The sequence below is a fragment of the Lacinutrix salivirga genome (assembly GCF_053604675.1).
Genome location: NZ_JBSHNP010000141.1, coordinates 337,364 through 358,694, shown reverse-complemented (window position 1 = coordinate 358,694; position 21,331 = coordinate 337,364). Strand labels below are relative to the sequence as shown.

Here is a 21,331-nt window from a genome sequence, read left to right as displayed (position 1 = left end):
CTCTGATACAAGGGCTAATTTAAAGCCTAAATTATAATCGCGTTGGGTACGTTTTACTCTTTTGGTTTCTTTGTTTTTCATAATAAGTCGATTTTGTGTCAACTTATTTCAGGACGTGACAAAGCCATAAAAAAAGCCTTACTAAAATCTAGTAAGGCTTTTTTATTATTTAATTTGATTACCATCTTTATCTAAAAAATGATATTCTAAGTATGTGTAAGCATCTCTTGGTAAAATTTTGACCCATTTTTTGTGTTCAAAAAACCATTTTGAACGTATAGATGGAAAACCTTTGGTTAAAAAGGCTGCTATAAAAGGATGTGTGTTTAAAGTTACCTTTTTATAGTCTTTTTTAAATAGTTGCTCAAGATCTTGCGTAATTTTTTGCACTAATACAATTGGTGCTTCAACCTCTTCTCCATTAGTGCCATTAGGATTTTCCTCTCTGGTTTTAATGTTCATTTCTGGTCTAACGCGTTGTCTTGTTATTTGAATCAATCCAAATTTACTTGGAGGTAATATTTTGTGTTTAGCTCTATCATCTTTCATTTCATTTCTAAGATGATCAAACAGTTTTTTTCTATTCGCAGCAGTATTCATATCAATAAAATCTACAACAATTATTCCTCCCATATCTCTTAGGCGTAATTGTCTTGCAACCTCAGTTGCAGAGATTAAATTAACTTCTAATGCAGTATCTTCTTGCGAGTTGGCTTTGTTAGATCGGTTTCCGCTATTTACATCAATTACATGTAATGCTTCTGTGTGCTCTATAACAAGATAAGCACCTTTAGCCATAGAAACGGTCTTACCAAAAGACGTTTTAATTTGTCTTTCTACTCCAAATTTTTCAAAAATTGGAACGTTTGATTGATACAATTTTACTATTGATTCTTTTTTTGGTGCAATTTCTTGCACATAATCTTTTATTTGAATGTAAAGCGCCTCATCATCTACTTGGATTCCAGTAAAAGTGTCATTAAATATATCTCGTAACATAGACGAGGCTTTATTTAATTCTCCTAATACCTTTGTAGGATGATGTGCTTTATGTAGCTTTTTACACATTGCGGTCCAACGACCAATCAAATTTTGTAAATCTTTATCTAGTTCGGCTACTTTTTTGCCTTCGGCTACAGTGCGTACAATAACGCCAAAACCTTTTGGTGTAATACTTTTTACCAATCTTTTTAGACGGTCTTTTTCCTCTTTGTCTTCAATTTTTTGAGAAATTGAAATGCGATCAGAAAAAGGTACTAACACTATGTATCTACCAGCAATAGAAAGCTCAGAGCTTATTCTAGGACCTTTTGTAGATATTGGTTCTTTAACTATTTGTACCAACATAGACTGATTTGATTTTAAGACATCGGCAATTTTGCCGTCTTTATCAATATCTTTTTCAAATGGGAAATTCTTTAAAGAAAAATCATTTAGTTTACCTGTGCTTACACGTTTTGTGAACTTTAAAAGAGAAGGAATTTTTGGGCCTAAATCATGATAATGCAAAAACGCATCTTTTTCATAACCTACGTTAACAAACGCAGCATTTAAACCAGGAACAGCTTTTCTAATTTTGGCTATAAACACATCACCAACAGCAAAGTTGTTACTATCCTCTTCCTTATGTAATTCAACTAATTTTCCATCTTTTAATAAGGCAAAATCAACATTGTCTGAACTAGATCGAATAATCAATTCTTTATTCATTTAGTTAATTTTTATCCATACAATTAAGTATAGATGGATTATACAATTTATTATCTGAGAGTTACCATTGTCTTTCAATGGACAGATAATAACCTTAATAAATTAATTAAGGTTTTCACAGGATTTTAATCCGTTTGAGCTTTATTATTGCCAAGGTTAAAGGGCAATATGCTCAGTTTCAAAGAACATTTTAACAAACCAAAAAAGTAGTTATTATAACTACTTTTTTGAATTATTTTTTCTTTTTGTGACGATTAGCACGTCTTCTTTTTTTACGCTTATGCGTAGCAACCTTGTGTCTTTTACGTTTTTTTCCACTTGGCATAAGTTATTGCTTTTTTAAATTAATAATTCGTTTTAATATTTTACTTAACATCAACGTTAGTTTTTACACCTTCTACAAATACTTTTGCAGGTTTAAACGCTGGTATATTGTGTGCAGGAATTTTAATAGTTGTATTTTTTGAAATATTTCTACCAGTTTTTTCTGCTCTTGTTTTTATAATAAAGCTACCAAATCCTCTTAAGTACACGTTATCTCCACCTTCTAAAGATGTTTTAACTTCCTCCATGAATGTTTCTACAGTTGCTTGTACATCGCCTTTTTCAATTCCTAATTTCTCTGAAATTTTTGCTACTAAATCAGCCTTCGTCATTTTTATTTTGTTTAGGGTTATATATAATATTTAAGGGATGCAAATATAGGAATTAAATATTCAATATTTCAAACCTAAATCATTAAAATTAAATGTGGTAAAGGATTACTTTTGTGGCACTTAGAATTTGCAAAATGAATTTTACTAAAATTATAATTAATTGGTACTCAAAAAATAAGAGAGATTTGCCTTGGCGACAAACCAAAAATCCTTATTATATCTGGTTGTCTGAAATTATATTGCAACAAACGCAAGTTGCTCAAGGCACTCCTTATTACCATAAATTTGTGAGCGAGTATCCTACTGTTTATGATTTAGCCAATGCACAAGAGCAAGAGGTTTTAAAACTTTGGCAAGGTTTAGGGTATTATTCTAGAGCACGTAATTTACACGCAACTGCGCAACATATAGTTACTAATTTAGAGGGTAATTTCCCAGATAATTATAAACAATTACTAACCTTAAAAGGTGTTGGTGATTATACTGCAAGTGCAATTGCTTCTATTAGTTTTAATGAACCTACTGCAGTTGTAGATGGTAATGTTTACCGCATACTCTCAAGATATTATGGTATAAAAACACCAATTAATACAACTAGTGGTTTTAAAGAGTTTAAAGCTTTAGCACAAAGCTTAATGGATACTAAGCAGCCTGCAACATTTAATCAGGCCATAATGGAATTTGGTGCCAGGCAGTGCAAACCCAAAAGTCCTGATTGTGATAGTTGCCCTTTAAACACATCGTGTGTGGCTCTTAAAAACAATTTGGTTGGCGATTTACCTGTTAAGCTTAAAAAAACGACTGTTAAAAAAAAATACTTTAATTACATTGTTTTTTTAAATGAAAGTGATCAAACCATATTAGAACAACGTAAAGGAAAAGGTATTTGGCAAAACTTATACCAGTTCCCTTTAATAGAAAGTAAAACAAGTTTTTCTGTTTCAGATATTGAAAATGAACTCTCTAAGCTAGAGTATTTAACGAATGCTTTATACGAAGTAAGCCTTTATAATGAGGTTGAAATTATCCATAAACTATCACATCAACATTTATATACTAAATTTTGGATTGTAACTACAACTACTAATTTACCAAAAGGCATTTCAGTTAAAAAAATAGAAAGTTACCCTGTTCCTATTTTAATTAGTAATTTTATTAAAGCTTTTAATTTTTAAAAAACCTGTAAAAAGAAGTCTTTTTTTTATTAAATTTAGTATTGATAAAACAAAAGAGTAATTTTGTACTTTATAAATTAAAATTATGTCTGGAACACTAAATAAGGTAATGTTAATAGGTCATTTAGGCGACGAAGTAAAAATGCACTATTTTGAAGGAGGAGGTTGTGTAGGTCGTTTCCCTATTGCTACAAACGAAACTTATGTAAGTAAGCAAACTAACGAGCGTATTACAAATACAGAGTGGCATAATATTGTTGTACGTAATAAAGGTGCCGAAATTTGCGAAAAATACTTATCTAAAGGCGACAAAGTGTATATAGAAGGACGTATTAAAACCAGAAAGTGGCAAGATGATTCTGGTAACGACAGATATTCTACAGAGATACAATGTAACGATTTTACTTTTTTATCTACAAAAAAAGAAAGTGAAAACCAAGCAGGAAATACTGCACAAACACCAGCAAAACCAGTAGCTAATAAACCAGCTTCTGAGCCTGTTGATGATACAAAGGATGATCTTCCTTTTTAAATTTTAATTTAAAACACTAATCTTTGGATCCTGAGCCCACGAGTTTAATACTGTATATACTAGCAATTGACTTTGCAATTGTAAGTAGTTTTGTATTGCTATTTGTTTTATTAACATGCTCTGCATTAGTATCTGGAGTAGAGGTAGCATTGTTTTCTTTAACACCTACACAATTAGAAGAAGGTGAGCTAGTTAACTCTAAATCTACACAAATAGTCTCTAAGCTTTTAGAGCGTCCCAAAAAATTGCTAGCAACCATTTTAGTTGCTAATAACTTTATAAATATTGCAATTGTTATACTGTTTGCTTATTTAGGAGATTTTATGTTCCAAAACATTACAAGTTCTGTTTTAAAATTTATTGTAGAGGTTGTTTTAATTACATTTTTAATTTTATTGTTTGGAGAAATTTTACCAAAAGTTTACGCTAGTAGAAATAGCTTAAAGTTTTCTCTTTTTATGGCTTATCCACTTAGAGTTTTAGACTTTTTGTTTTCGCCAATAAGCTTACCAATGCGAAGCATTACTTTAGGCATCCACAATAAGCTAGGACGACAGAAATCTAATTTAAGTGTAGATCAACTTTCTCAAGCCTTGGAGTTAACCAGTGAGCACGACACTACAAAAGAAGAACAAAAAATACTACAAGGTATAGTCTCTTTTGGGAATACAGATACTAAGCAAGTTATGCGACCTCGAATAGATATTTTTGCGTTAGATATTGAAAAAAAATACACAGATATAATACCAGAAATTGTAGCAAATGGCTACTCCAGAATCCCTGTTTTTAAAGATAATGTAGATACTATTATCGGTGTTTTGTATGTAAAAGATTTATTACCTTTTATAGATAGAAAACAATTTGATTGGACCACTTTATTACGACAGCCTTTTTTTGTGCCAGAAAATAAAAAACTCGATGATTTAATGGCAGAATTCCAAGAGAAAAAAGTGCATTTAGCAGTTGTTGTAGATGAATATGGTGGCACTTCTGGTTTGATTTCTTTAGAAGATATAATTGAAGAAATTGTAGGAGATATAAGCGATGAGTTTGACGATGAAGATTTAATATACTCCAAATTAGACGATAATAATTATGTGTTTGAAGGCAAAACCGCTTTAAAAGATTTTTATAAAGTTATTAAGCTTGAAGACGAATCGCTTTTTGAAAATAATAAAGGTGAAGCTGAAACACTTGCAGGTTTTGTTTTAGAAATCTCAGGAAGCTTCCCAAAAGTGAGAAGTAAAATAATTTTTGAAAATTACGTTTTTACTATAGAAGCAATGGATAAAAAACGAATTAAACGCTTAAAAGTAACTTTGCCTTAACGTTTTAAATTAATTAAACACCTCTTGTAAAACACACAATATTATAATGAAATTAAATCGACTATTTTTTGTTTTAGCACTAGTATTATTAATTAGTTGTGGTGAAGATCCTGTGCCAAAACCCAAAGCATTTTTGAGTTTGGAGTATCCTGAGGCTGTATATAAAAAACAAAAAACAGATTTACCTTTTACATTTGATAAAAACCAGCTTGCCGAAAAAACAGTTACTAAACCGCTTAGAGGCACAAAAGATAGCTATGGTGTTAATATAGAATACCCAAAATTAAAAGGGACCATTTATTTAACCTATAAACCAATAAAAAATCCTGAAAATGAATTGAAATCGTATTTGCAAGATGCTCAAAACTTTACTCAAGAGCACACATTAAAAGCCGATGAAATTTTTGGAGATTTATACGAAAATCCAGAACGAAAAGTTTATGGAATGTTTTATGAGGTAGGAGGTGATGCAGCTTCGCCATCTCAATTTTATGTTACAGACAGTACTAAGCATTTTTTAACTGGCTCTCTTTACTTTTATGCAAAGCCAAATTACGATTCTATATTGCCTGCAGCAAATTACTTACGTAATGATATTAAGCGTATTATGGAAACTGTGGAGTGGAGGTAAATAAATAAAAAAGGCTTCTCAAAGAGAAGCCTTTTTTATTTAAAAAGTTGAAATCTTAAGCCTTTTTAGCCTCAGCACAACATGCTTTTTTACAATCCTCTGCACAAGCCATTTTCTCGGCTTTAGTTTTGCTAGCACACTTCTTTTTACATTCTGCTGTTTTTGCAGCACAATCTGCACAGTCTTTTTTAGTACAATTGTCTTTACATTTCATTGTACAGTCTTTTTTATCTGTAGAGAATGCTTCAACAGTATGCATATCTTTTACTTTGTAAGTGTCTGCAACGCTAGTAACAGTAGTTTCTAAAGTAGCTGGTGTTACTTTTGCATCATCATATTCTACCATAGCTAATTGGCGATCAAAATCTACAGTAGCAGATTTTACACCTTCCATTTTAGCCATTTTCTTTTCAATAGTTTTTGCACAACCCATTGCACACGTCATACCTTCTATTTTAAACTCTGCTTTTGCATACGTTGCATTAGGATCTAACTCTGCTTTTTCCGTTTTAGTAGTAGTCTCAGTGTCAACAGTTTTAACCTCTGGCTGAGCTTCGTTTTTACAGTTAGAAGCAATAATTGTTATTGCTAAAACAACTAATATGTTTTTTAATGTTTTCATTATTATCAAATTAAATTATAAAGTTATAGTTACAAAGTTAAGATTAATTGCCTTTAATTGTGTTAAAAATTCCAAATTTGTGTTTTCTAATCAAACGTAATGGATTCTAAAAATATAAAATGGATATATCTTTTGTTACTCTCTGTAATTTGGGGCACGTCTTTTATTCTTATTAAAAAATCACTTTTAGGCTTATCTCCTTTTCAATTAGGAGCATTACGAACCATCATAACAGGTGTGATGCTTTTTGCAGTGGGTTATAAATCTATTAAAAACATTAAGAAAAAGGATTGGAAATGGATTGCTATATCTGGATTTTTGGGTTCTTTTTTTCCGGCCTTTTTTTTTGCCATTGCAGAAACAGAAATTGATAGTGCAGTAGCTTCAATTTTAAATTCTTTAGTCCCATTAAATACTGTTTTAATGGGTGTTGCTATTTTTAACATAGCCTCTACAAAACGGCAAGTATTAGGAGTAATTATTGGGTTTATTGGTACAGCTATACTTATTTTACAAGGTGCAGAATTAAATCCCGAACAAAATTATTGGTATGCTGGTTATGTTATTGTATCCACCTTTATGTATGCTGCTAATGTTAATATTATTAAACGCTATTTGCAGGATGTAAAACCGTTATCAATTGCTACGGGAAATTATATTTTTATAATTGTTCCTGCATTTATAATCTTATGCTTTTCTAACTTTTTTAATGTTGAAACTTATACTGCGCCACACTTTAAAATGGCTTTATTATATGTTACTATATTATCTCTATTTGGCACAGCAATGGCAAAAGTGCTTTTTAATAAGTTAGTGCAAATTTCTACTCCAGTTTTTGCGTCTTCGGTGACTTATATTATGCCTATTGTAGCCTTAACTTGGGGATTGTTTGATGGAGAGACTTTTGGAGTTCTTCAATTATTTGCAACAGGAATTATCTTAATTGGTGTGTTTTTAGCGAACAAAAAGAGCAAAAAAAATCCGAAGTTTTAAAACTTCGGATTTTTTAATAAAACTACAAGTGATAATTAATCAAAATCACTAGCATTAACACCTTCGTTAACTTTAACTTCTTTTACATTAAAGTCAAATTTACGTGGTCCCATTGTTTGAGAGATTTTAAAAGGAAACATAATACCTCCAATTTCTTTATACTCTGAATAAAAAGTAGAAGATGATCCTTGTGGAGTCTCTTCAGTATCTTTTATTTTAAGACCTGTTTCTACGCTATAGTAAGATGATTTTGTGTCGCTTACTTTTACTTTATATGCGTTTTCTCCTTCTACATCTTCAATTTTTTCTAAAGTTACACCACCATTAAGGTAATTTACTTCTGGAAATGGAGAAGATGTTATTTGAGTTTTCTTGATTTCATCGTCGGTCATTTCTTTACGCTGACCTTGTACTACCATGTATCCTTTTTCTCCATCAACTACTGTTTTAACAAAAGATTGTCCCATTGCAGTTACTTCTTGTGCAAATTGGTTTTTGTTAGTTTTTTTCATTTCAAGATTCATCATTACACCTGGTTGTAATTCGGCTTCAGCAGTTATAAAAACAGAGTTTACATTGTTTAATTTTGCAGTTCCACCAATGGCATTAATATACTTATTAAGTACCTTGTTAGCATCCATATCTGGATCCATATCTATAGTGTAGTTTGGTTTTTCTACAGTCTTAGCGTAAGGATCAAAATAGCGAATTGGAATTCCTGTTTTCTCTAAATTTTCTAAAACTTCACTTCCTTTACCAACAACAACTATACGAGCGTTTTCGGTTTTAAAATATTTATTTGCAACACGATTTACATCTTCTGCTGTTACAGCATTAATTTTTTCTAAATATTTTTTATAAAAATCTTTAGGCAAATTGTTTTGCTTAATATTTAGTGCATAACGGGCTACTGTTTCTGGTCTTTCTAAAGCTAAAACAAAGTCACCAACGTATTTTGCTTTTGCGTTTATCAAAGCTTCGGCGTCAACAGGTTCTGTTTTTATTCTTTTAATTTCTTTAAGTGTTTGCACAACTGCGCTATCTGTAACGGCATTTCTTACAGCTGCTCCTGCAGTAAAACGAGACGCTCCATAACGACTTGTACCAACGCTAGAACGTGCACCATAAGTATAACCATGCTCTTCACGAAGGTTCATGTTTAAGTAACTATTGAATCCTCCTCCTAAGATTTTGTTTGCGATTAAAACAGAGTGGTAATCTTCGTCACCCATTTTTAAATCGACATTATTAGTTAAAGAGATGTTAGATTGTACAGCATTTGGCATATCTACAAAGTTAATTTGCGTGTATTGCTCGTTATTTTTAACAGGTGTTTTACCTCTAATAATGTCTGGACCTTTATCCCATTTTTTAAATTTCTTATTTATTTGTCTTTCAATAGTGCTAAACTCCACATCTCCAACAACTACTAGATATGCATTGTTTGGGTTGAAGTGTTTTTCGTAAAATAAGCGAACATCGTCTAAAGTGATATTGTTTAAAGTTTCTTCTGTCACAAATTCTCCGTAGGCATGATTTTTACCATAAGATAGTGCTCCACCTACACGACTAGCAACAGCATCTACACTTTTTTCTGAGGATTTTAAGCCTTCGATTGCTTTTTCCTTTTCTTTTTGAAATTCTTCTTCAGAGAATATAGGATTCATAATAGCATCTGCCATTAATTCTAAAATTCGGTCTGAATATTTTGAAAGTGAGCTAGCAAACGCGCTTTGAGCACCAAAGCCTAAACGTGCTCCTAAAAAGTCTATTTCTTCATTAAATTGATCTTTAGGAATAGAAGTTGTTCCATTTCCTAACATGGCGCCTAATATACCAGAAACACCTGCTTTATCACCTTCTTCAATAGGTCCATTATCAATATTTAATGTAAACGATACACGAGGTAATTTATGGTTTTCTACAACTAAGACTTTAAGTCCGTTTTTAAGTTCGAATTCTCCAGGTACTTCCAGTGTAATTTCTGGAGCTGGACCTGGTTTTGGTTGTTTAGATCTATCTATTTGAGCCGAAGCTGATATAGATATAAACAATAGTGCTAAAAAAGCTGTTATTTTTGTTTTCATTATATTTTATCGTTTATTGCTTATCTTCTGTTTCAGGTAAATATTCTAAAACAAGACGTTGATTAGGGTTTAAATATTTTTTTGCAACTGCTTGTATTTCTTCTCTAGTAATAGATCTGTAAATATCAATTTCTGTGTTAATTAAGTTTACATCTTTATAAAGCATGTAGTAACGTGCCAAAGAGTTAGCAATACCAGAAACACTAGAATTAGAGTTTACAAAACTATTTTCAAATTTATTTTGAAGTTTTTGGAAATCTCTTTCTGAGATTAATTCTGTTTGCACTTTTACGATTTCTTCATCAATTTCTGCAAGTAAACCTTCTAAAGTATTTTCGCCTAATGGTAAACCATATAAAATGTAAGTTCCGTAATCTTCTTGACTTTGATTAAATGCACCAACTTGAAGTGCCATTTTTTTATCGTCAACAATTTTTTTGTATAATTTAGAGGTTTTACCATCACTTAAATAGCTAGATAGCATATCTAATACATAAGCATCTCTCTCTGTCATGGCAGGAGTTCTGTAGGCTGCAACAATTGCAGGAATTTGTATGTTAGAGTCGTACGCTTTTGCGTAAATAGTTTCTGTTATAGGATCTTCTTTAGGGAAGTTTCTAACAATATCTTCACCTCTTGGAATAGGCCCAAAATAGTCTTCAATCATTTTTTTTGTTGAAGGGATATCGATATCTCCAGCAACTACTAATACAGCATTGTTAGGCACGTAAAACTTTTTGTTAAAGGCCTGAAACTCTTCTAAAGAAGCTGCGTCTAAATGTGCCATTTTACCAATGGTAGTTCCTTTATAAGGGTGTTTTTTAAACATGTTAAGTTTAACATTTTCTATAAATTTACCATAAGGTTGGTTGTCCACACGTAAGCGTTTTTCTTCTTTTACAACTTCGTTTTGAGTATCTACACCAATTTGATTAATAATTGGGTGCATTAAACGCTCAGACTCCATCCATAATCCTAATTCTAAATTATTAGAAGGAAAAACTTCGTAATAATACGTTCTATCATCTGTTGTGTTTGCATTGTTACTACCTCCATTAGAGCTTACAATGTTAAACCATTCTCCACGTCCAATATTTTTAGTACCTTCGAATAATAAATGCTCAAAAAAGTGAGCCATACCTGTACGTTCTGGGTGTTCATCCTTAGCTCCAACGTGGTACATTACTGATGTTGTTACTACTGGAGCAGAGTTGTCTTGATGTAAAATAACGTGCATGCCGTTATCTAAATCATACTCTTCAAATTTAACCTCTTGCGCAGTAGCAGTAAAACCTGCTAATAACAAGGCAGTTAATGAGAAAAAAGTTTTTTTCATGTTTAAGTTATTTATTAATGTTTAGCTTATGTGTCTGTAAAATAATTTAATTGTTACAAAGCAGCTCAAAAATACTAATAAGATGGGTTTTTAGCGCTGTAAATGTTAAAAATTAACATTGAATTATAATATTTAAGCATTTTTTTTACGAAATTTATGCATCAACTAATAAAACCTTCCACTATGATGAAATTTTCTTTACCAATACGCTTTGGAGCAGCAATGAGTGGTTCTTTAATTGCATATTTTCTAATTCTTGCTTTATTTAATAAACATACTACACCTTTATTTAGTTTGTTTAATGGTGTGATAGTTGGCTTTGGTATTTTTGAGGCTATTCGATATTACAAATTAGAACAAGGTGAGAATTTTTCTTATACAGGTGGATTTACTGTTGGTATTGTTGCTGGTTTTATGGCTACATTAATATTTACTGTTTTCTTTTTGTTTTATGCAACTGAAATAGACAGTGAGTTTTTATCAAAATTACTTACTGTTTTTAAAGATGGCTATGATGTAGGTGTTTCTACAGTAACTTTTGTAGTTGCAATAATGGGTTTTGCTACAACAATTGTATTAACTTTAGCCTGTATGCAATTATTTAAAAAAAGCAGGAACATACCTGCAAACAAACTATAATAAGTGCTTTATAGCTTTTGGTGTATTATTTTTTTGTTAAAACGAAAACATATTTAGTAATACTAAGAGTATTTACTTCTCAAATATCGTAATCACTGCTAAAAACGTTTGTATATTAATTAATTAGAAGTATATTTGCATCCGTTTTCTAAGGAAAACAAAAATTATTACATAAATTAATTAATAAAAACGTTACGCTATGTACGCAATTGTAGAGATAGCAGGGCATCAATTTAAAGTTGAAAAAGACCAAAAAGTTTTTGTTAACCGTTTAGCAACAGAAGAAGGTAAGAAAGTAGATTTCGATAACGTTCTTTTAATTGGAGATGGTGACAATATTACTTTAGGCGCCCCAGCTATAGGCGGAGCACAAGTAAGTGCAAAAGTCTTAAGACACCTTCAGGGTGACAAAGTTATTGTTTTCAAAAAGAAAAGAAGAAAAGGTTACCGTGTTAAAAACGGTCACAGACAAGCCTTGTCGGAAATCGTAATTGAGAGCATTGTAGCTTCAGGAGCAAAAAAATCTGAAAAGAAAGCTGAAAAAGCGGCTCCAAAAAAAGAAACTAAAAAAGCAGAACCTAAAGTAGAAGCGAAAGCTGCTGCTGCAAAAGCTAAACCTAAAGCAAAAGCTGTTGAAAAGCCTGCGGCTAAAAAAGCAACAGGTAAAGCAGACGATTTGAAGAAAATTGAAGGTATTGGTCCTAAAATTGCATCTACGTTAGTAGAAGCAGGGATTTCAACTTTTGCTGAATTGGCAAAAACGAAATCAGAGAAAATTTCTGAAATCATTGCTGGTGTTCGTGGAAATCACGTCACAGACACTTGGCCAGCGCAAGCTAAAATGGCTGCTGATGGTAAGTGGGACGAGCTTAAAAAATGGCAAGACGAATTAGATGGTGGTAAAGCTTAATTGCAACCACTTAAGTATAACAAAATAAAAACTTAAGATCATGGCTCACAAAAAAGGAGTTGGTAGTTCGAAGAATGGTAGAGAATCAGAATCAAAACGCTTAGGTGTTAAGATTTTTGGTGGACAAGCTGCTATTGCTGGTAACATTATCATAAGACAACGTGGTAACACACACCATCCAGGTGAAAATGTGTACCAAGGAAAAGACCATACTTTACATGCTAAAGTTGATGGTTTAGTAAAATTCACAAAGAAAAAAGACAATAAGTCTTATGTTTCTATAGAGCCTTTTGAGGCTTAAGAATTTTAATTTCTAAAACATAAAAAACCCTTTCCAAAACTGGAAAGGGTTTTTTTATGTACTACCAATTTCTAAAATTTCGTTCCATTGCGTTGTAAATCTTGGGCTTCGGTGTTCTTTTATTAAAGCCCATTCTTTTTCGCGATTTCCAACTGTAGCTAATTTTACTTTGTTTTTACCGTATTTGCTATTTAAGTTATCAATGACATTGGTAATGTTTTTACTTTCAATTTTACTACAAGTATTAAACAAACTCATTTGCATTTGGTTTTCTGGAACTAATCCAAATAGATTTACACCTACTTTTTTATAGCGATAACCCTCTTTAAAAATTGCTTTTAATCCAACTAATGCTTTTTGAGTAAGTGTAATTGTACTATTTGTAGGAGGACTAAGCGTTAAAACTATTTTATTATGATACTGTTTATCTGTACTGCTATGATAGTTAGTTTGTAGAGATATTTCAATTTGAGAAGCAGCAGAATTTTGTTGTCTTAATAAATCTGCAACTTCTGAAACATAATAACTACAAGCTTCTTCAATAAGGCAATAATCTGTTAGTTTGTATCCAAACGATTTTGCTGTGCCAATACCTTTTTTTGCTTTGATTTCTGTTTCTAGCTGTAAACATTGAACATTGTTTAATTCTCTCCATAACCGCTCTCCAATAACAGTCATTTCTTTTCTTACCCATTCTACAGGCATATTAGCAAATTCTAATGCATTTGTTTTGCCTGTATTTTCAATTCTTTTAGCATGCTTTTTACCAACACCCCAAATATCCTTAATTTTACAATTTGTGAGTAAGTATTGTCTTTTTTCTTCGGAATCAACAACATAGACATTGTCGTTTTCTGGGATTTTTTTAGCAAATTTATTAGCTATTTTTGATAATGATTTTGTTTTGGCAATACCTACACCTACAGGAATTCCTGTGTTTCTATGAACTGTATTTTTAATTTTTATTGCAACTTCTTTAAGTTCATTAATATTGCAATGAGATAAATCTATGAAGCTTTCGTCAATACTGTATTCTTCAACTGTTGGAGAAAATTCTTTTAAAGTATCCATAACTCGTCTAGACATATCGCTGTAAAGCGTGTAATTAGAAGAAAAGCAAGTCACATTGTTTTCTTCTAATATTTTCTTTATTTGAAAAACAGGTTGAAACATAGGAATATGAGTTAACGCCTTAGCTTCTTTATTAGCAGCTATGATGCAACCATCATTATTGCTTAGAACGACTACAGGTTTGTTTTTTAATTCTGGTCTAAACACTTGCTCACATGAAGCATAAAAACTATTGCAATCGATTAAGGCAATCATAGCGTAGATTTTATAATATAAGTAATAACTCCCCAAATTTGAAGTTCGTTTTTTATTGTGTCTTCAATTTTTTTTACTAAAAACGAACCGTCTTCATTAGCTAAAACCAGTTGGTCTTTCTTTGGTGTAAGTGATTTGTCTATGATGAGAACATCGTTTTTAGTTATGTCATAATCTGAAAATACATTATCTATAACTCTAACAAAAAATGTTGAAGAGCTGTTGCTCACTAAAGCATCATTTAAATCTATTCTGGGTTCGCTATAATGCGTAGCAGGACTAGAAAAGCCAGTTTGCGTTGGTCGTGTAACTCTGTGATTCTTAGAAGATTTCTTTATGTGGTATGTTTGAGACAATAGTATATTTTTTTGTAAAATTACAAAAAATACTAAGAAACCATTATAATTTTTCACAATTAACATTTTAAATTTTAATCAATTGTTTGCGTGTATTACTACAAAAGTATGGCTGCTTTGGAGTTGATTGCACTATTTTTGAAACCTACCTTCCAACAATTTCATTAATAATCTTCAAATGATGATTGGTATGCAAATACAAAAACCTATAAATTCTTGGAGTGTTCACATTTCCGAAGAAAGGATGTTTAAAAAATGCATTTTTATCTAAACTCGCTATAGTATTACTATTGGATTTTGCTTGCTCAAATTGCGAAATCAAATCTTCTTTTAAAATAGTGTCTGGTGGTATAACGTGTTTTGGAGCTTTTGCTTTTCCGCGAGGAAAAAAGCCAAGTGTAAAGAATATTTTTCCTAAAAAACTAAAATTGTTTTTATAGTCTTTTGGGTTTGATGCTTGGAGTGTTTCACAGACTTTATTAATTACCTTAAGACTGTGATCTATATGCCAAGCGACATCACTTTTAGATACTTTTGGGTTTGAAATGTCGTGGTTGTCTATGTGAGATTGTAGTTTAGCAATAAGATTATTTAATTTTTGTGAGCTCATGGGTTTTGTTTTGTAGATGGTGAAGTTAACTAAATAAAAAAATCCCAAACACGAATGTTCAGGATTTATGGTAATTTATTTTATTGAGATTCTTCGCTTGCGCTCTGAATGACAATTAGTATCTGTAGTGCTCTGGCTTATAAGGGCCTTCAACTTTTACACCAATATAGTCCGCTTGATAATCTGCTAATTCAGTAAGCTCTACACCAATTTTCTCTAAGTGTAATTTCGCTACTTTTTCGTCTAAATGTTTTGGTAACATGTACACATCGTTTCCATAAGCTTCAGCGTTATTCCATAGCTCTATTTGCGCTAAAGTTTGGTTGGTAAAAGAGTTACTCATTACAAAACTTGGGTGTCCTGTTGCACAACCTAAGTTAACTAAACGTCCTTCGGCTAGAATAATAATTTCTTTTCCGTTGATAGTGTATTTATCAACTTGAGGCTTAATAGTATCTTTAGTATCACCAAAATTATCATTTAGCCAAGCCATTTGTATTTCATTGTCAAAATGGCCAATGTTACACACTATGGTTTTGTCTTTCATCGCTTTAAAATGTTCAGCACGAACAATATCTTTATTTCCAGTTGTTGTAATCACGATGTCGCTATTTCCAACAACTGTTTCTAGTTTTTTCACTTCAAAACCGTCCATTGCAGCTTGCAAAGCACAAATTGGGTCAATTTCTGTTACTGTAACAATAGATCCTGCGCCTTTAAAAGAGGCAGCAGTACCTTTACCAACATCACCATATCCACATACAGTTACACGTTTTCCTGCTAACATAATATCTGTTGCACGACGTATGGCATCTACTGCACTTTCTTTACAACCATATTTATTATCAAACTTAGATTTAGTTACAGAATCGTTAACGTTAATTGCTGGCATTGTTAATGTGCCGTTTTTTACACGCTCATATAATCTGTGTACTCCTGTTGTTGTTTCTTCAGATAGACCTTTAATACCTTCGGATAATTCTGGGTATTTATCTAAAACCATATTGGTTAAATCTCCACCATCATCTAAAATCATATTTAAAGGTTTTCTATCTTCACCAAAAAACAAAGTTTGTTCTATACACCAATCAAACTCTTCTTCTGTCATATCTTTCCAAGCATACACAGCAGTTCCTGCATCTGCAATAGCAGCAGCAGCTTGATCTTGCGTAGAGAAAATATTACAAGAACTCCAAGTTACTTCTGCACCTAAAGCTTGTAACGTTTCAATTAAAACCGCTGTTTGGATGGTCATGTGCAAACATCCTGCAATACGTGCACCTTTTAAAGGTTGCTCGTTTTTATACTCTTCGCGTAAGCTCATTAAACCTGGCATTTCTGCTTCGGCTAAATTAATTTCTTTTCTTCCCCAAGCCGCAAGCGACATATCTTTTACCTTATTAGGTACGTAGGCAATTGTTTTTGTGCTCATATTCTCTCTTTCTTAAATTTTATTATAATAATTCGCCTTTGGGTTTAGCACTTAATTGGTTAAATTCGCTTATCAAATAATGCCAAATCTGCCTTAGGCGATGCAAAGATAATCAATAACATTTACAATATTAAATGCCTCTTTATAAAACCATTAATGTAAACTCACAAACTACTGTTAAAATCTGGAAGATTGAAGAGTCTTACAGTACTTTATTTGCTCCTTTAGATTTAAAACTACAAAGTTTAGAGCGTGTTTTAGGAATGAAAAGTGAGTTGCACCAACGTGGCTTTTTAAGTGTGCGACACCTTTTAAGAGCTTTTGGTTATACAGACCAAGATTTGTATTACGATGCTAATGGAAAACCACATTTAAAGGATGGTAAACACATATCAATAACACATTCTTTTATATTCTCAGGTGTTATTATTAGTGATGTTGAAGTTGGTATTGATATTGAAAAACAACGTGAGAAAATAGCTGTAATTGCTAAAAAATTTGTGGATTATGAGTTTAATTATTTAGACAGAAAGGCTTCGGATTATATTAATAAACTCACAGTTATTTGGGGAATTAAAGAATCGCTTTATAAATTATTTGCCACTCCTGGTATGTTATTTAGAGAACATTTTTTAGTCATTCCATTTATGTTACAAGACCAAAAAACTAAAGCTTGGATAGACTACAAAGGTCTTAAAAAAGATTACGATACGGAGTTTTTAGAATTCGAAGGATTTACTTGTGCTTATGCTTTTCCTTTTAAATGAAAACTCAAAAAAACATATTGTCCTCTATATCTAACGGAAAAAGAAATTTAGCGGTTTTATTAGATCCTGACAAATTCAATTTAAAAAACACATCGCAATTTATAGATAAAGTAAATAAATCTGTAGCCTCACATCTTTTTGTTGGAGGCAGTATTGTGGATGAGTTTTTAACTGATGCTCTTGTTAAGGAACTTAAAAAGCATACTCAATTACCTATTGTATTATTTCCTGGAGATGTTACCCAAATCACAGAAAAGGCAGATGCTTTATTGTTTTTGTCGTTACTTTCTGGTCGTAATCCAGACTATTTAATAGGTAAACATGTGGAAGCCATTTCTAAATTAAGAACAACCAATTTAGAAGTTATACCAACAGGTTATATATTAATTGAAAGCGGAAAAGAAACCGCTGTACAACAAGTTACAAACACTCAGCCTTTGTCGCGAAACGCTATTCAAAAAACAAAAGACACTGCAAAAGCAGGCGAACTTTTAGGTATGAAATTAATTTACCTTGAAGCAGGAAGTGGAGCGAAACTTCCATTAGCTAAAGACATGATAAGCCAAGTAAAAGAAGAGTTAAATATTCCCTTAATAGTTGGAGGCGGAATAAAAAATAAATTACAAATTGAAGAGGCTTATAAAGCTGGAGCAGATTTAATAGTGATTGGAACAGCTTTTGAAGAAAACGAGTCTTTTTTAGACGCATTGAAAAAAGAAAACCAGTGAACCAAATAATAGATTTTTTTATAGAACCTTATAAAACAGCATCGACTCTAAATATTATACTAGAGTTTATTGCCGCTTCTTTTGGTGTTGCAAGTGTTTATTTAGCTAAAAAAGAAAACATTTGGGTATTTCCAACAGGGATTATAAGTACAGGGATTTATGTGTATTTACTGTCTCAATGGAATTTATATGGTGATTTAATAATAAATATATACTATACCTTAATGAGTCTTTTTGGATGGTATATGTGGAGTCGCATTGATGATAATACTAAAAATAACAGACCCATTTCTAGAACCAATACAACCGATAAATTAAAGGCTTTAGGTATATTTTTATTCACCTCACTATTTGTTGTTATAGTTTACCGCTATTATAATGTAATGCCAAATACATTAAATTTTAGTGAGAGTATTAATTATGCTGTCACAAATATAACTTCTGGTAATTTAGAGCAGTTTAGGATGGCAACACCATTTATAGATACATTTACTACAGGCATATTTTTTGCTGCAATGTGGTTAATGGCACTTAAAAAAATAGAAAACTGGACACTGTGGATTATTGGAAATATAGCCTCTATTCCATTATATTTTGTAAAAGGCTATGGTTTTACAGGCATTCAATATATAATATTTTTAACACTAGCAATTTTAGCTTATAAGCAATGGAAAAAAAGCTTAAACAAAAAGACAGCAATTGTATAAAAGTGGTTTTGTTTGGACCTGAATCTACAGGCAAAACAACACTATCTAAACAATTAGCACGTTATTATAATTCGGTTTGGGTACCAGAATATGCTAGAGAATACCTTCAAAACAAATGGAATAACGAGCGTAAAACTTGTGAGCCTAAAGATTTATTGCCTATAGCAGTAGGACAGATGAAGTTAGAAAATGAGTTGAGTCAGAAAACAGATTCAGTATTGATTTGCGATACAGATTTGTTAGAAACCAAAGTGTATTCTGAAGCCTATTACTCGGGAACATGTGATCCAATACTAGAAAAATATGCGCTAGAGAATACTTACGATTTATACTTTTTAACGTATATTGATACGCCTTGGGAAGCAGATGATTTAAGAGATAAACCAGAAGAGAGAGAGGCTATGTTTAAAATTTTTGAATCTGCTTTAAAAACAAACAAAAGACCTTATGTGTTGCTAAAAGGCGATAAAAAAACGCGTTTGGAAACAGCAACAAAGCATATTGACAAGTTATTAAAAAATAAAGAGTGAGTTTTACAGAAACCGACATACAATATATTGAAAATAAAGGATTAACACTAGAAACAGTTAAAAGGCAAATTAGGCTTTTTAAACAAGGTTTACCATTTATTAATATAAAAGAAGCTGCTACAATTGGTAATGGTATATATAGTTTTTCTGAAGAAGAAATAAACAAGTATATCGGTGTTTTTAACACTAAAAGAGACACATTAAAGCTATTAAAGTTTGTGCCTGCTTCTGGTGCAGCAACGCGTATGTTTAAATTCCTATTCGATTTTCTTAAAGAGTTTGAGCCTAATAAAGAGAGTATTAATTCTTATATCAATAAACATAAAGCCTCCGAGTTATCCATGTTTTTAATTGGGTTAGAAAAATTTCCGTTTTATAACGAAGTAATTTCAAAATTAAAAAAAGATCATCCCAATTTCGAGACTTTAGATAATGATGAGCAAAAATACCTCTTCATTAAAACCATGTTAGAGGAAGATCAATTAAATTATGGGTTTTATCCTAAAGGATTATTTCCTTTTCATAAATACAAAGAACATATTTCTACAGCATTCGAGGAGCATTTATTTGAAGCTGTACGTTATGCGACTTCCAATAATAAAGCCTATTTACATTTTACAATTTCTGAAGCGCATAAAAATATTTTTGATGAAGAATTTAAGCGTATTGAAACTATAATAGAGAAGAAAACAAATACGCAATTCGATATTACATTTTCTTTTCAAAAGCAATCTACAGATACCATTGCGCTTAATACAAAAAACGAACCGTTTAGAGACGACAATAATAACCTTGTATTTAGACCTTCTGGTCATGGTGCTTTATTGGAAAATTTAAACGATTTGGACGCAGACCTCATTTTTATTAAAAACATAGACAATGTAGTGGTTTATAAATATGAAGAGGAAGTGGCTAAATATAAAAAAATGTTAGCTGGCTTGTTGCTAGAAACCCAAGAGCAGGCGTTTAAATTTTTAAGCCAGTTGGATCAAAATAATATATCTGAACAAGAATTGATTACGATTGCAGAATTTTTAACCAATAAAATGAATAGTGAGATCTCTACAGAATTTGAGAAATACTCCTTAAACCACCAAATCACTTATTTAAGGAATAAATTAAACAGGCCAATACGTGTTTGCGGAATGGTTAAAAACGAAGGCGAACCAGGAGGTGGCCCTTTTTGGGTTAAAGACGAAAGTGGGAAAGTGTCTTTACAAATTGTAGAATCTGCGCAAATAGATAAAAAGAACAGAGTTCAAAAAGACATCCTTAAAAATGCAACCCATTTTAATCCTGTAGATGTTGTTTGTGGGATTAAAGACTACAAAGGAAACGCCTTTGATTTAAAAAAGTTTGTTGATAATAAAACAGGTTTTATTACCATGAAAACTAAAGTAGGTAAGGATCTTAAAGCGCTTGAACTTCCTGGCTTATGGAATGGTAGTATGGCACATTGGAATACACTATTTGTTGAAGTTCCTTTAGTAACATTTAGTCCTGTAAAAACTGTAAACGATTTATTAAAAGCAGCACATCAAATAAAATAATTTTTGGATTTACAGCTACTCATATCAGAACTTAGTTATAAAGCAATCAGGAGCTCAGGCAGTGGAGGACAACATGTAAACAAGGTATCTTCTAAAGTAGAGTTACAGTTTGATGTTGCAAATTCTATACATTTAAGTGAAACGCAAAAGGAGTTAATAATCTCTAATCTTTCTAGTAGATTAACTAATAGTCATGTTTTGATTTTACAGTGCGGAGAAAGTAGAAGTCAGTTTAAAAACAAAAAAATAGTGACACAACGTTTTTTAGACACAATTGAGCAAGCTTTAGTAATACCCAAAGAAAGAATAGAAACAACTATCCCAAAGGCAGTTGTGCGAAAAAGATTGACTAATAAGAAAAGAAATTCTGAGAAAAAGGCAAATAGGAAAAAGCCTGATGTTTAG

At 31.7% G+C, this 21,331-nt stretch carries 23 protein-coding genes; 14 read left to right on the top strand and 9 right to left on the bottom strand.

Going from position 1 to position 21,331, the window contains the following annotated elements; translation table 11 throughout:
• Positions 1-165: 165 nt before the first annotated feature.
• Together ACVC5O_RS15525 and ACVC5O_RS15520 are read right to left on the bottom strand one after the other, a co-directional pair.
• Positions 166-1,710: an Rne/Rng family ribonuclease gene (locus ACVC5O_RS15525; protein WP_452222384.1), complete on the bottom strand. Its 1,545-nt coding sequence runs from the start codon at positions 1,708-1,710 to the stop codon at positions 166-168.
• A gap of 365 nt (positions 1,711-2,075) precedes the next feature.
• Entirely contained in the window at positions 2,076-2,366 is a 291-nt protein-coding gene (locus tag ACVC5O_RS15520) for an HU family DNA-binding protein (RefSeq protein ID WP_055442767.1), read from the bottom strand.
• Positions 2,367-2,500: 134 nt separating this feature from the next.
• On the opposite strand from ACVC5O_RS15520, the gene mutY reads away from it, so the two are divergent.
• The 4 genes from mutY (at position 2,501) to gldD (ending at position 6,032) form a co-directional block, all read left to right on the top strand.
• The gene (mutY, locus tag ACVC5O_RS15515) at positions 2,501-3,541 is read left to right on the top strand and encodes an A/G-specific adenine glycosylase (RefSeq protein WP_452222383.1); all 1,041 of its coding nucleotides are present in this window, start codon (positions 2,501-2,503) and stop codon (positions 3,539-3,541) included.
• 85 nt (positions 3,542-3,626) lie between these two features.
• The gene (locus tag ACVC5O_RS15510) at positions 3,627-4,073 is read left to right on the top strand and encodes a single-stranded DNA-binding protein (RefSeq protein WP_452222382.1); all 447 of its coding nucleotides are present in this window, start codon (positions 3,627-3,629) and stop codon (positions 4,071-4,073) included.
• 23 nt (positions 4,074-4,096) lie between these two features.
• Positions 4,097-5,401 (top strand): gliding motility-associated protein GldE, encoded by a 1,305-nt coding sequence (locus ACVC5O_RS15505; protein WP_452222381.1) that lies wholly within the window; start codon positions 4,097-4,099, stop codon positions 5,399-5,401.
• Positions 5,402-5,447: 46 nt separating this feature from the next.
• Positions 5,448-6,032, top strand: coding sequence for a gliding motility lipoprotein GldD (gene gldD / locus ACVC5O_RS15500; protein WP_452222380.1), 585 nt, complete (start codon positions 5,448-5,450; stop codon positions 6,030-6,032).
• Positions 6,033-6,087: 55 nt separating this feature from the next.
• Here the strand turns inward: gldD and ACVC5O_RS15495 are convergent, their stop codons facing one another.
• Positions 6,088-6,654, bottom strand: coding sequence for a cation transporter (locus ACVC5O_RS15495; protein WP_452222379.1), 567 nt, complete (start codon positions 6,652-6,654; stop codon positions 6,088-6,090).
• Positions 6,655-6,753: 99 nt separating this feature from the next.
• Here ACVC5O_RS15495 and ACVC5O_RS15490 point away from each other — a divergent pair, with 99 nt between their 5' ends.
• Complete coding sequence (locus ACVC5O_RS15490) at positions 6,754-7,647, top strand: DMT family transporter (RefSeq protein WP_452222378.1); 894 nt, start codon at positions 6,754-6,756, stop codon at positions 7,645-7,647.
• A gap of 35 nt (positions 7,648-7,682) precedes the next feature.
• Here ACVC5O_RS15490 and ACVC5O_RS15485 read toward each other — a convergent pair whose 3' ends face one another.
• Entirely contained in the window at positions 7,683-9,734 is a 2,052-nt protein-coding gene (locus ACVC5O_RS15485; protein ID WP_452222377.1) for a M16 family metallopeptidase, read from the bottom strand.
• 13 nt (positions 9,735-9,747) lie between these two features.
• A complete protein-coding gene (locus tag ACVC5O_RS15480) occupies positions 9,748-11,070 on the bottom strand; it encodes a M16 family metallopeptidase (protein WP_452222376.1) in 1,323 nt (440 codons plus the stop codon).
• 183 nt (positions 11,071-11,253) lie between these two features.
• Here ACVC5O_RS15480 and ACVC5O_RS15475 point away from each other — a divergent pair, with 183 nt between their 5' ends.
• The 3 genes from ACVC5O_RS15475 (at position 11,254) to rpmA (ending at position 12,920) form a co-directional block, all read left to right on the top strand.
• Positions 11,254-11,709, top strand: a complete 456-nt coding sequence (locus ACVC5O_RS15475; protein ID WP_452222375.1) for a DUF4199 domain-containing protein — start codon at positions 11,254-11,256, stop codon at positions 11,707-11,709.
• A 199-nt stretch (positions 11,710-11,908) separates the two neighbouring features.
• The gene (rplU, locus tag ACVC5O_RS15470) at positions 11,909-12,619 is read left to right on the top strand and encodes a 50S ribosomal protein L21 (protein WP_452222374.1); all 711 of its coding nucleotides are present in this window, start codon (positions 11,909-11,911) and stop codon (positions 12,617-12,619) included.
• Between the two features lie 40 nt (positions 12,620-12,659).
• Positions 12,660-12,920, top strand: a complete 261-nt coding sequence (gene rpmA, locus ACVC5O_RS15465; RefSeq protein WP_013869859.1) for a 50S ribosomal protein L27 — start codon at positions 12,660-12,662, stop codon at positions 12,918-12,920.
• A gap of 54 nt (positions 12,921-12,974) precedes the next feature.
• Here the strand turns inward: rpmA and ACVC5O_RS15460 are convergent, their stop codons facing one another.
• From ACVC5O_RS15460 to ahcY, 4 genes are all read right to left on the bottom strand, one after another.
• Positions 12,975-14,246, bottom strand: coding sequence for a Y-family DNA polymerase (locus ACVC5O_RS15460; RefSeq protein ID WP_452222373.1), 1,272 nt, complete (start codon positions 14,244-14,246; stop codon positions 12,975-12,977).
• On the bottom strand, positions 14,243-14,659 hold the full coding sequence (locus tag ACVC5O_RS15455; protein WP_452222372.1) for a S24 family peptidase: 417 nt from the start codon (positions 14,657-14,659) through the stop codon (positions 14,243-14,245). The genes ACVC5O_RS15460 and ACVC5O_RS15455 overlap by 4 nt, the downstream gene beginning before the upstream one ends.
• 88 nt (positions 14,660-14,747) lie before the next feature.
• The gene (locus ACVC5O_RS15450; protein ID WP_452222371.1) at positions 14,748-15,212 is read right to left on the bottom strand and encodes a DUF1569 domain-containing protein; all 465 of its coding nucleotides are present in this window, start codon (positions 15,210-15,212) and stop codon (positions 14,748-14,750) included.
• 115 nt (positions 15,213-15,327) lie between these two features.
• Positions 15,328-16,644, bottom strand: coding sequence for an adenosylhomocysteinase (gene ahcY, locus ACVC5O_RS15445; protein ID WP_452222370.1), 1,317 nt, complete (start codon positions 16,642-16,644; stop codon positions 15,328-15,330).
• 134 nt (positions 16,645-16,778) lie between these two features.
• Here ahcY and ACVC5O_RS15440 point away from each other — a divergent pair, with 134 nt between their 5' ends.
• Genes ACVC5O_RS15440 through arfB form a run of 6 tightly spaced genes read left to right on the top strand, consistent with a single transcriptional unit; the run spans position 16,779 to position 21,331 of the window.
• Positions 16,779-17,411 (top strand): 4'-phosphopantetheinyl transferase family protein, encoded by a 633-nt coding sequence (locus ACVC5O_RS15440; RefSeq protein ID WP_452222369.1) that lies wholly within the window; start codon positions 16,779-16,781, stop codon positions 17,409-17,411.
• Positions 17,408-18,139 (top strand): phosphoglycerol geranylgeranyltransferase, encoded by a 732-nt coding sequence (locus ACVC5O_RS15435; protein ID WP_452222368.1) that lies wholly within the window; start codon positions 17,408-17,410, stop codon positions 18,137-18,139. The genes ACVC5O_RS15440 and ACVC5O_RS15435 overlap by 4 nt, the downstream gene beginning before the upstream one ends.
• Complete coding sequence (gene pnuC, locus ACVC5O_RS15430; protein ID WP_452222367.1) at positions 18,136-18,846, top strand: nicotinamide riboside transporter PnuC; 711 nt, start codon at positions 18,136-18,138, stop codon at positions 18,844-18,846. Before ACVC5O_RS15435 ends, pnuC begins: the two co-directional genes overlap by 4 nt.
• Positions 18,807-19,376, top strand: a complete 570-nt coding sequence (locus ACVC5O_RS15425) for an AAA family ATPase (RefSeq protein WP_452222366.1) — start codon at positions 18,807-18,809, stop codon at positions 19,374-19,376. Before pnuC ends, ACVC5O_RS15425 begins: the two co-directional genes overlap by 40 nt.
• Positions 19,373-20,926, top strand: a complete 1,554-nt coding sequence (locus ACVC5O_RS15420; RefSeq protein ID WP_452222365.1) for a DUF4301 family protein — start codon at positions 19,373-19,375, stop codon at positions 20,924-20,926. Before ACVC5O_RS15425 ends, ACVC5O_RS15420 begins: the two co-directional genes overlap by 4 nt.
• A gap of 3 nt (positions 20,927-20,929) precedes the next feature.
• On the top strand, positions 20,930-21,331 hold the full coding sequence (gene arfB / locus ACVC5O_RS15415) for an alternative ribosome rescue aminoacyl-tRNA hydrolase ArfB (RefSeq protein ID WP_452222364.1): 402 nt from the start codon (positions 20,930-20,932) through the stop codon (positions 21,329-21,331).

Bases quoted from the DNA above. Each gene is read 5' to 3' on its own strand.
- ACVC5O_RS15525 (WP_452222384.1), bottom strand. From the start codon at position 1,710: ATGAATAAAGAATTGATTATTCGATCTAGTTCAGACAATGTTGATTTT.
- ACVC5O_RS15520 (WP_055442767.1), bottom strand. From the start codon at position 2,366: ATGACGAAGGCTGATTTAGTAGCAAAAATTTCAGAGAAATTAGGAATT.
- mutY (WP_452222383.1), top strand. From the start codon at position 2,501: ATGAATTTTACTAAAATTATAATTAATTGGTACTCAAAAAATAAGAGA.
- ACVC5O_RS15510 (WP_452222382.1), top strand. From the start codon at position 3,627: ATGTCTGGAACACTAAATAAGGTAATGTTAATAGGTCATTTAGGCGAC.
- gldD (WP_452222380.1), top strand. From the start codon at position 5,448: ATGAAATTAAATCGACTATTTTTTGTTTTAGCACTAGTATTATTAATT.
- ACVC5O_RS15495 (WP_452222379.1), bottom strand. From the start codon at position 6,654: ATGAAAACATTAAAAAACATATTAGTTGTTTTAGCAATAACAATTATT.
- ACVC5O_RS15490 (WP_452222378.1), top strand. From the start codon at position 6,754: ATGGATTCTAAAAATATAAAATGGATATATCTTTTGTTACTCTCTGTA.
- ACVC5O_RS15485 (WP_452222377.1), bottom strand. From the start codon at position 9,734: ATGAAAACAAAAATAACAGCTTTTTTAGCACTATTGTTTATATCTATA.
- ACVC5O_RS15480 (WP_452222376.1), bottom strand. From the start codon at position 11,070: ATGAAAAAAACTTTTTTCTCATTAACTGCCTTGTTATTAGCAGGTTTT.
- ACVC5O_RS15475 (WP_452222375.1), top strand. From the start codon at position 11,254: ATGATGAAATTTTCTTTACCAATACGCTTTGGAGCAGCAATGAGTGGT.
- rplU (WP_452222374.1), top strand. From the start codon at position 11,909: ATGTACGCAATTGTAGAGATAGCAGGGCATCAATTTAAAGTTGAAAAA.
- rpmA (WP_013869859.1), top strand. From the start codon at position 12,660: ATGGCTCACAAAAAAGGAGTTGGTAGTTCGAAGAATGGTAGAGAATCA.
- ACVC5O_RS15460 (WP_452222373.1), bottom strand. From the start codon at position 14,246: ATGATTGCCTTAATCGATTGCAATAGTTTTTATGCTTCATGTGAGCAA.
- ACVC5O_RS15450 (WP_452222371.1), bottom strand. From the start codon at position 15,212: ATGAGCTCACAAAAATTAAATAATCTTATTGCTAAACTACAATCTCAC.
- ahcY (WP_452222370.1), bottom strand. From the start codon at position 16,644: ATGAGCACAAAAACAATTGCCTACGTACCTAATAAGGTAAAAGATATG.
- ACVC5O_RS15440 (WP_452222369.1), top strand. From the start codon at position 16,779: ATGCCTCTTTATAAAACCATTAATGTAAACTCACAAACTACTGTTAAA.
- ACVC5O_RS15435 (WP_452222368.1), top strand. From the start codon at position 17,408: ATGAAAACTCAAAAAAACATATTGTCCTCTATATCTAACGGAAAAAGA.
- ACVC5O_RS15425 (WP_452222366.1), top strand. From the start codon at position 18,807: ATGGAAAAAAAGCTTAAACAAAAAGACAGCAATTGTATAAAAGTGGTT.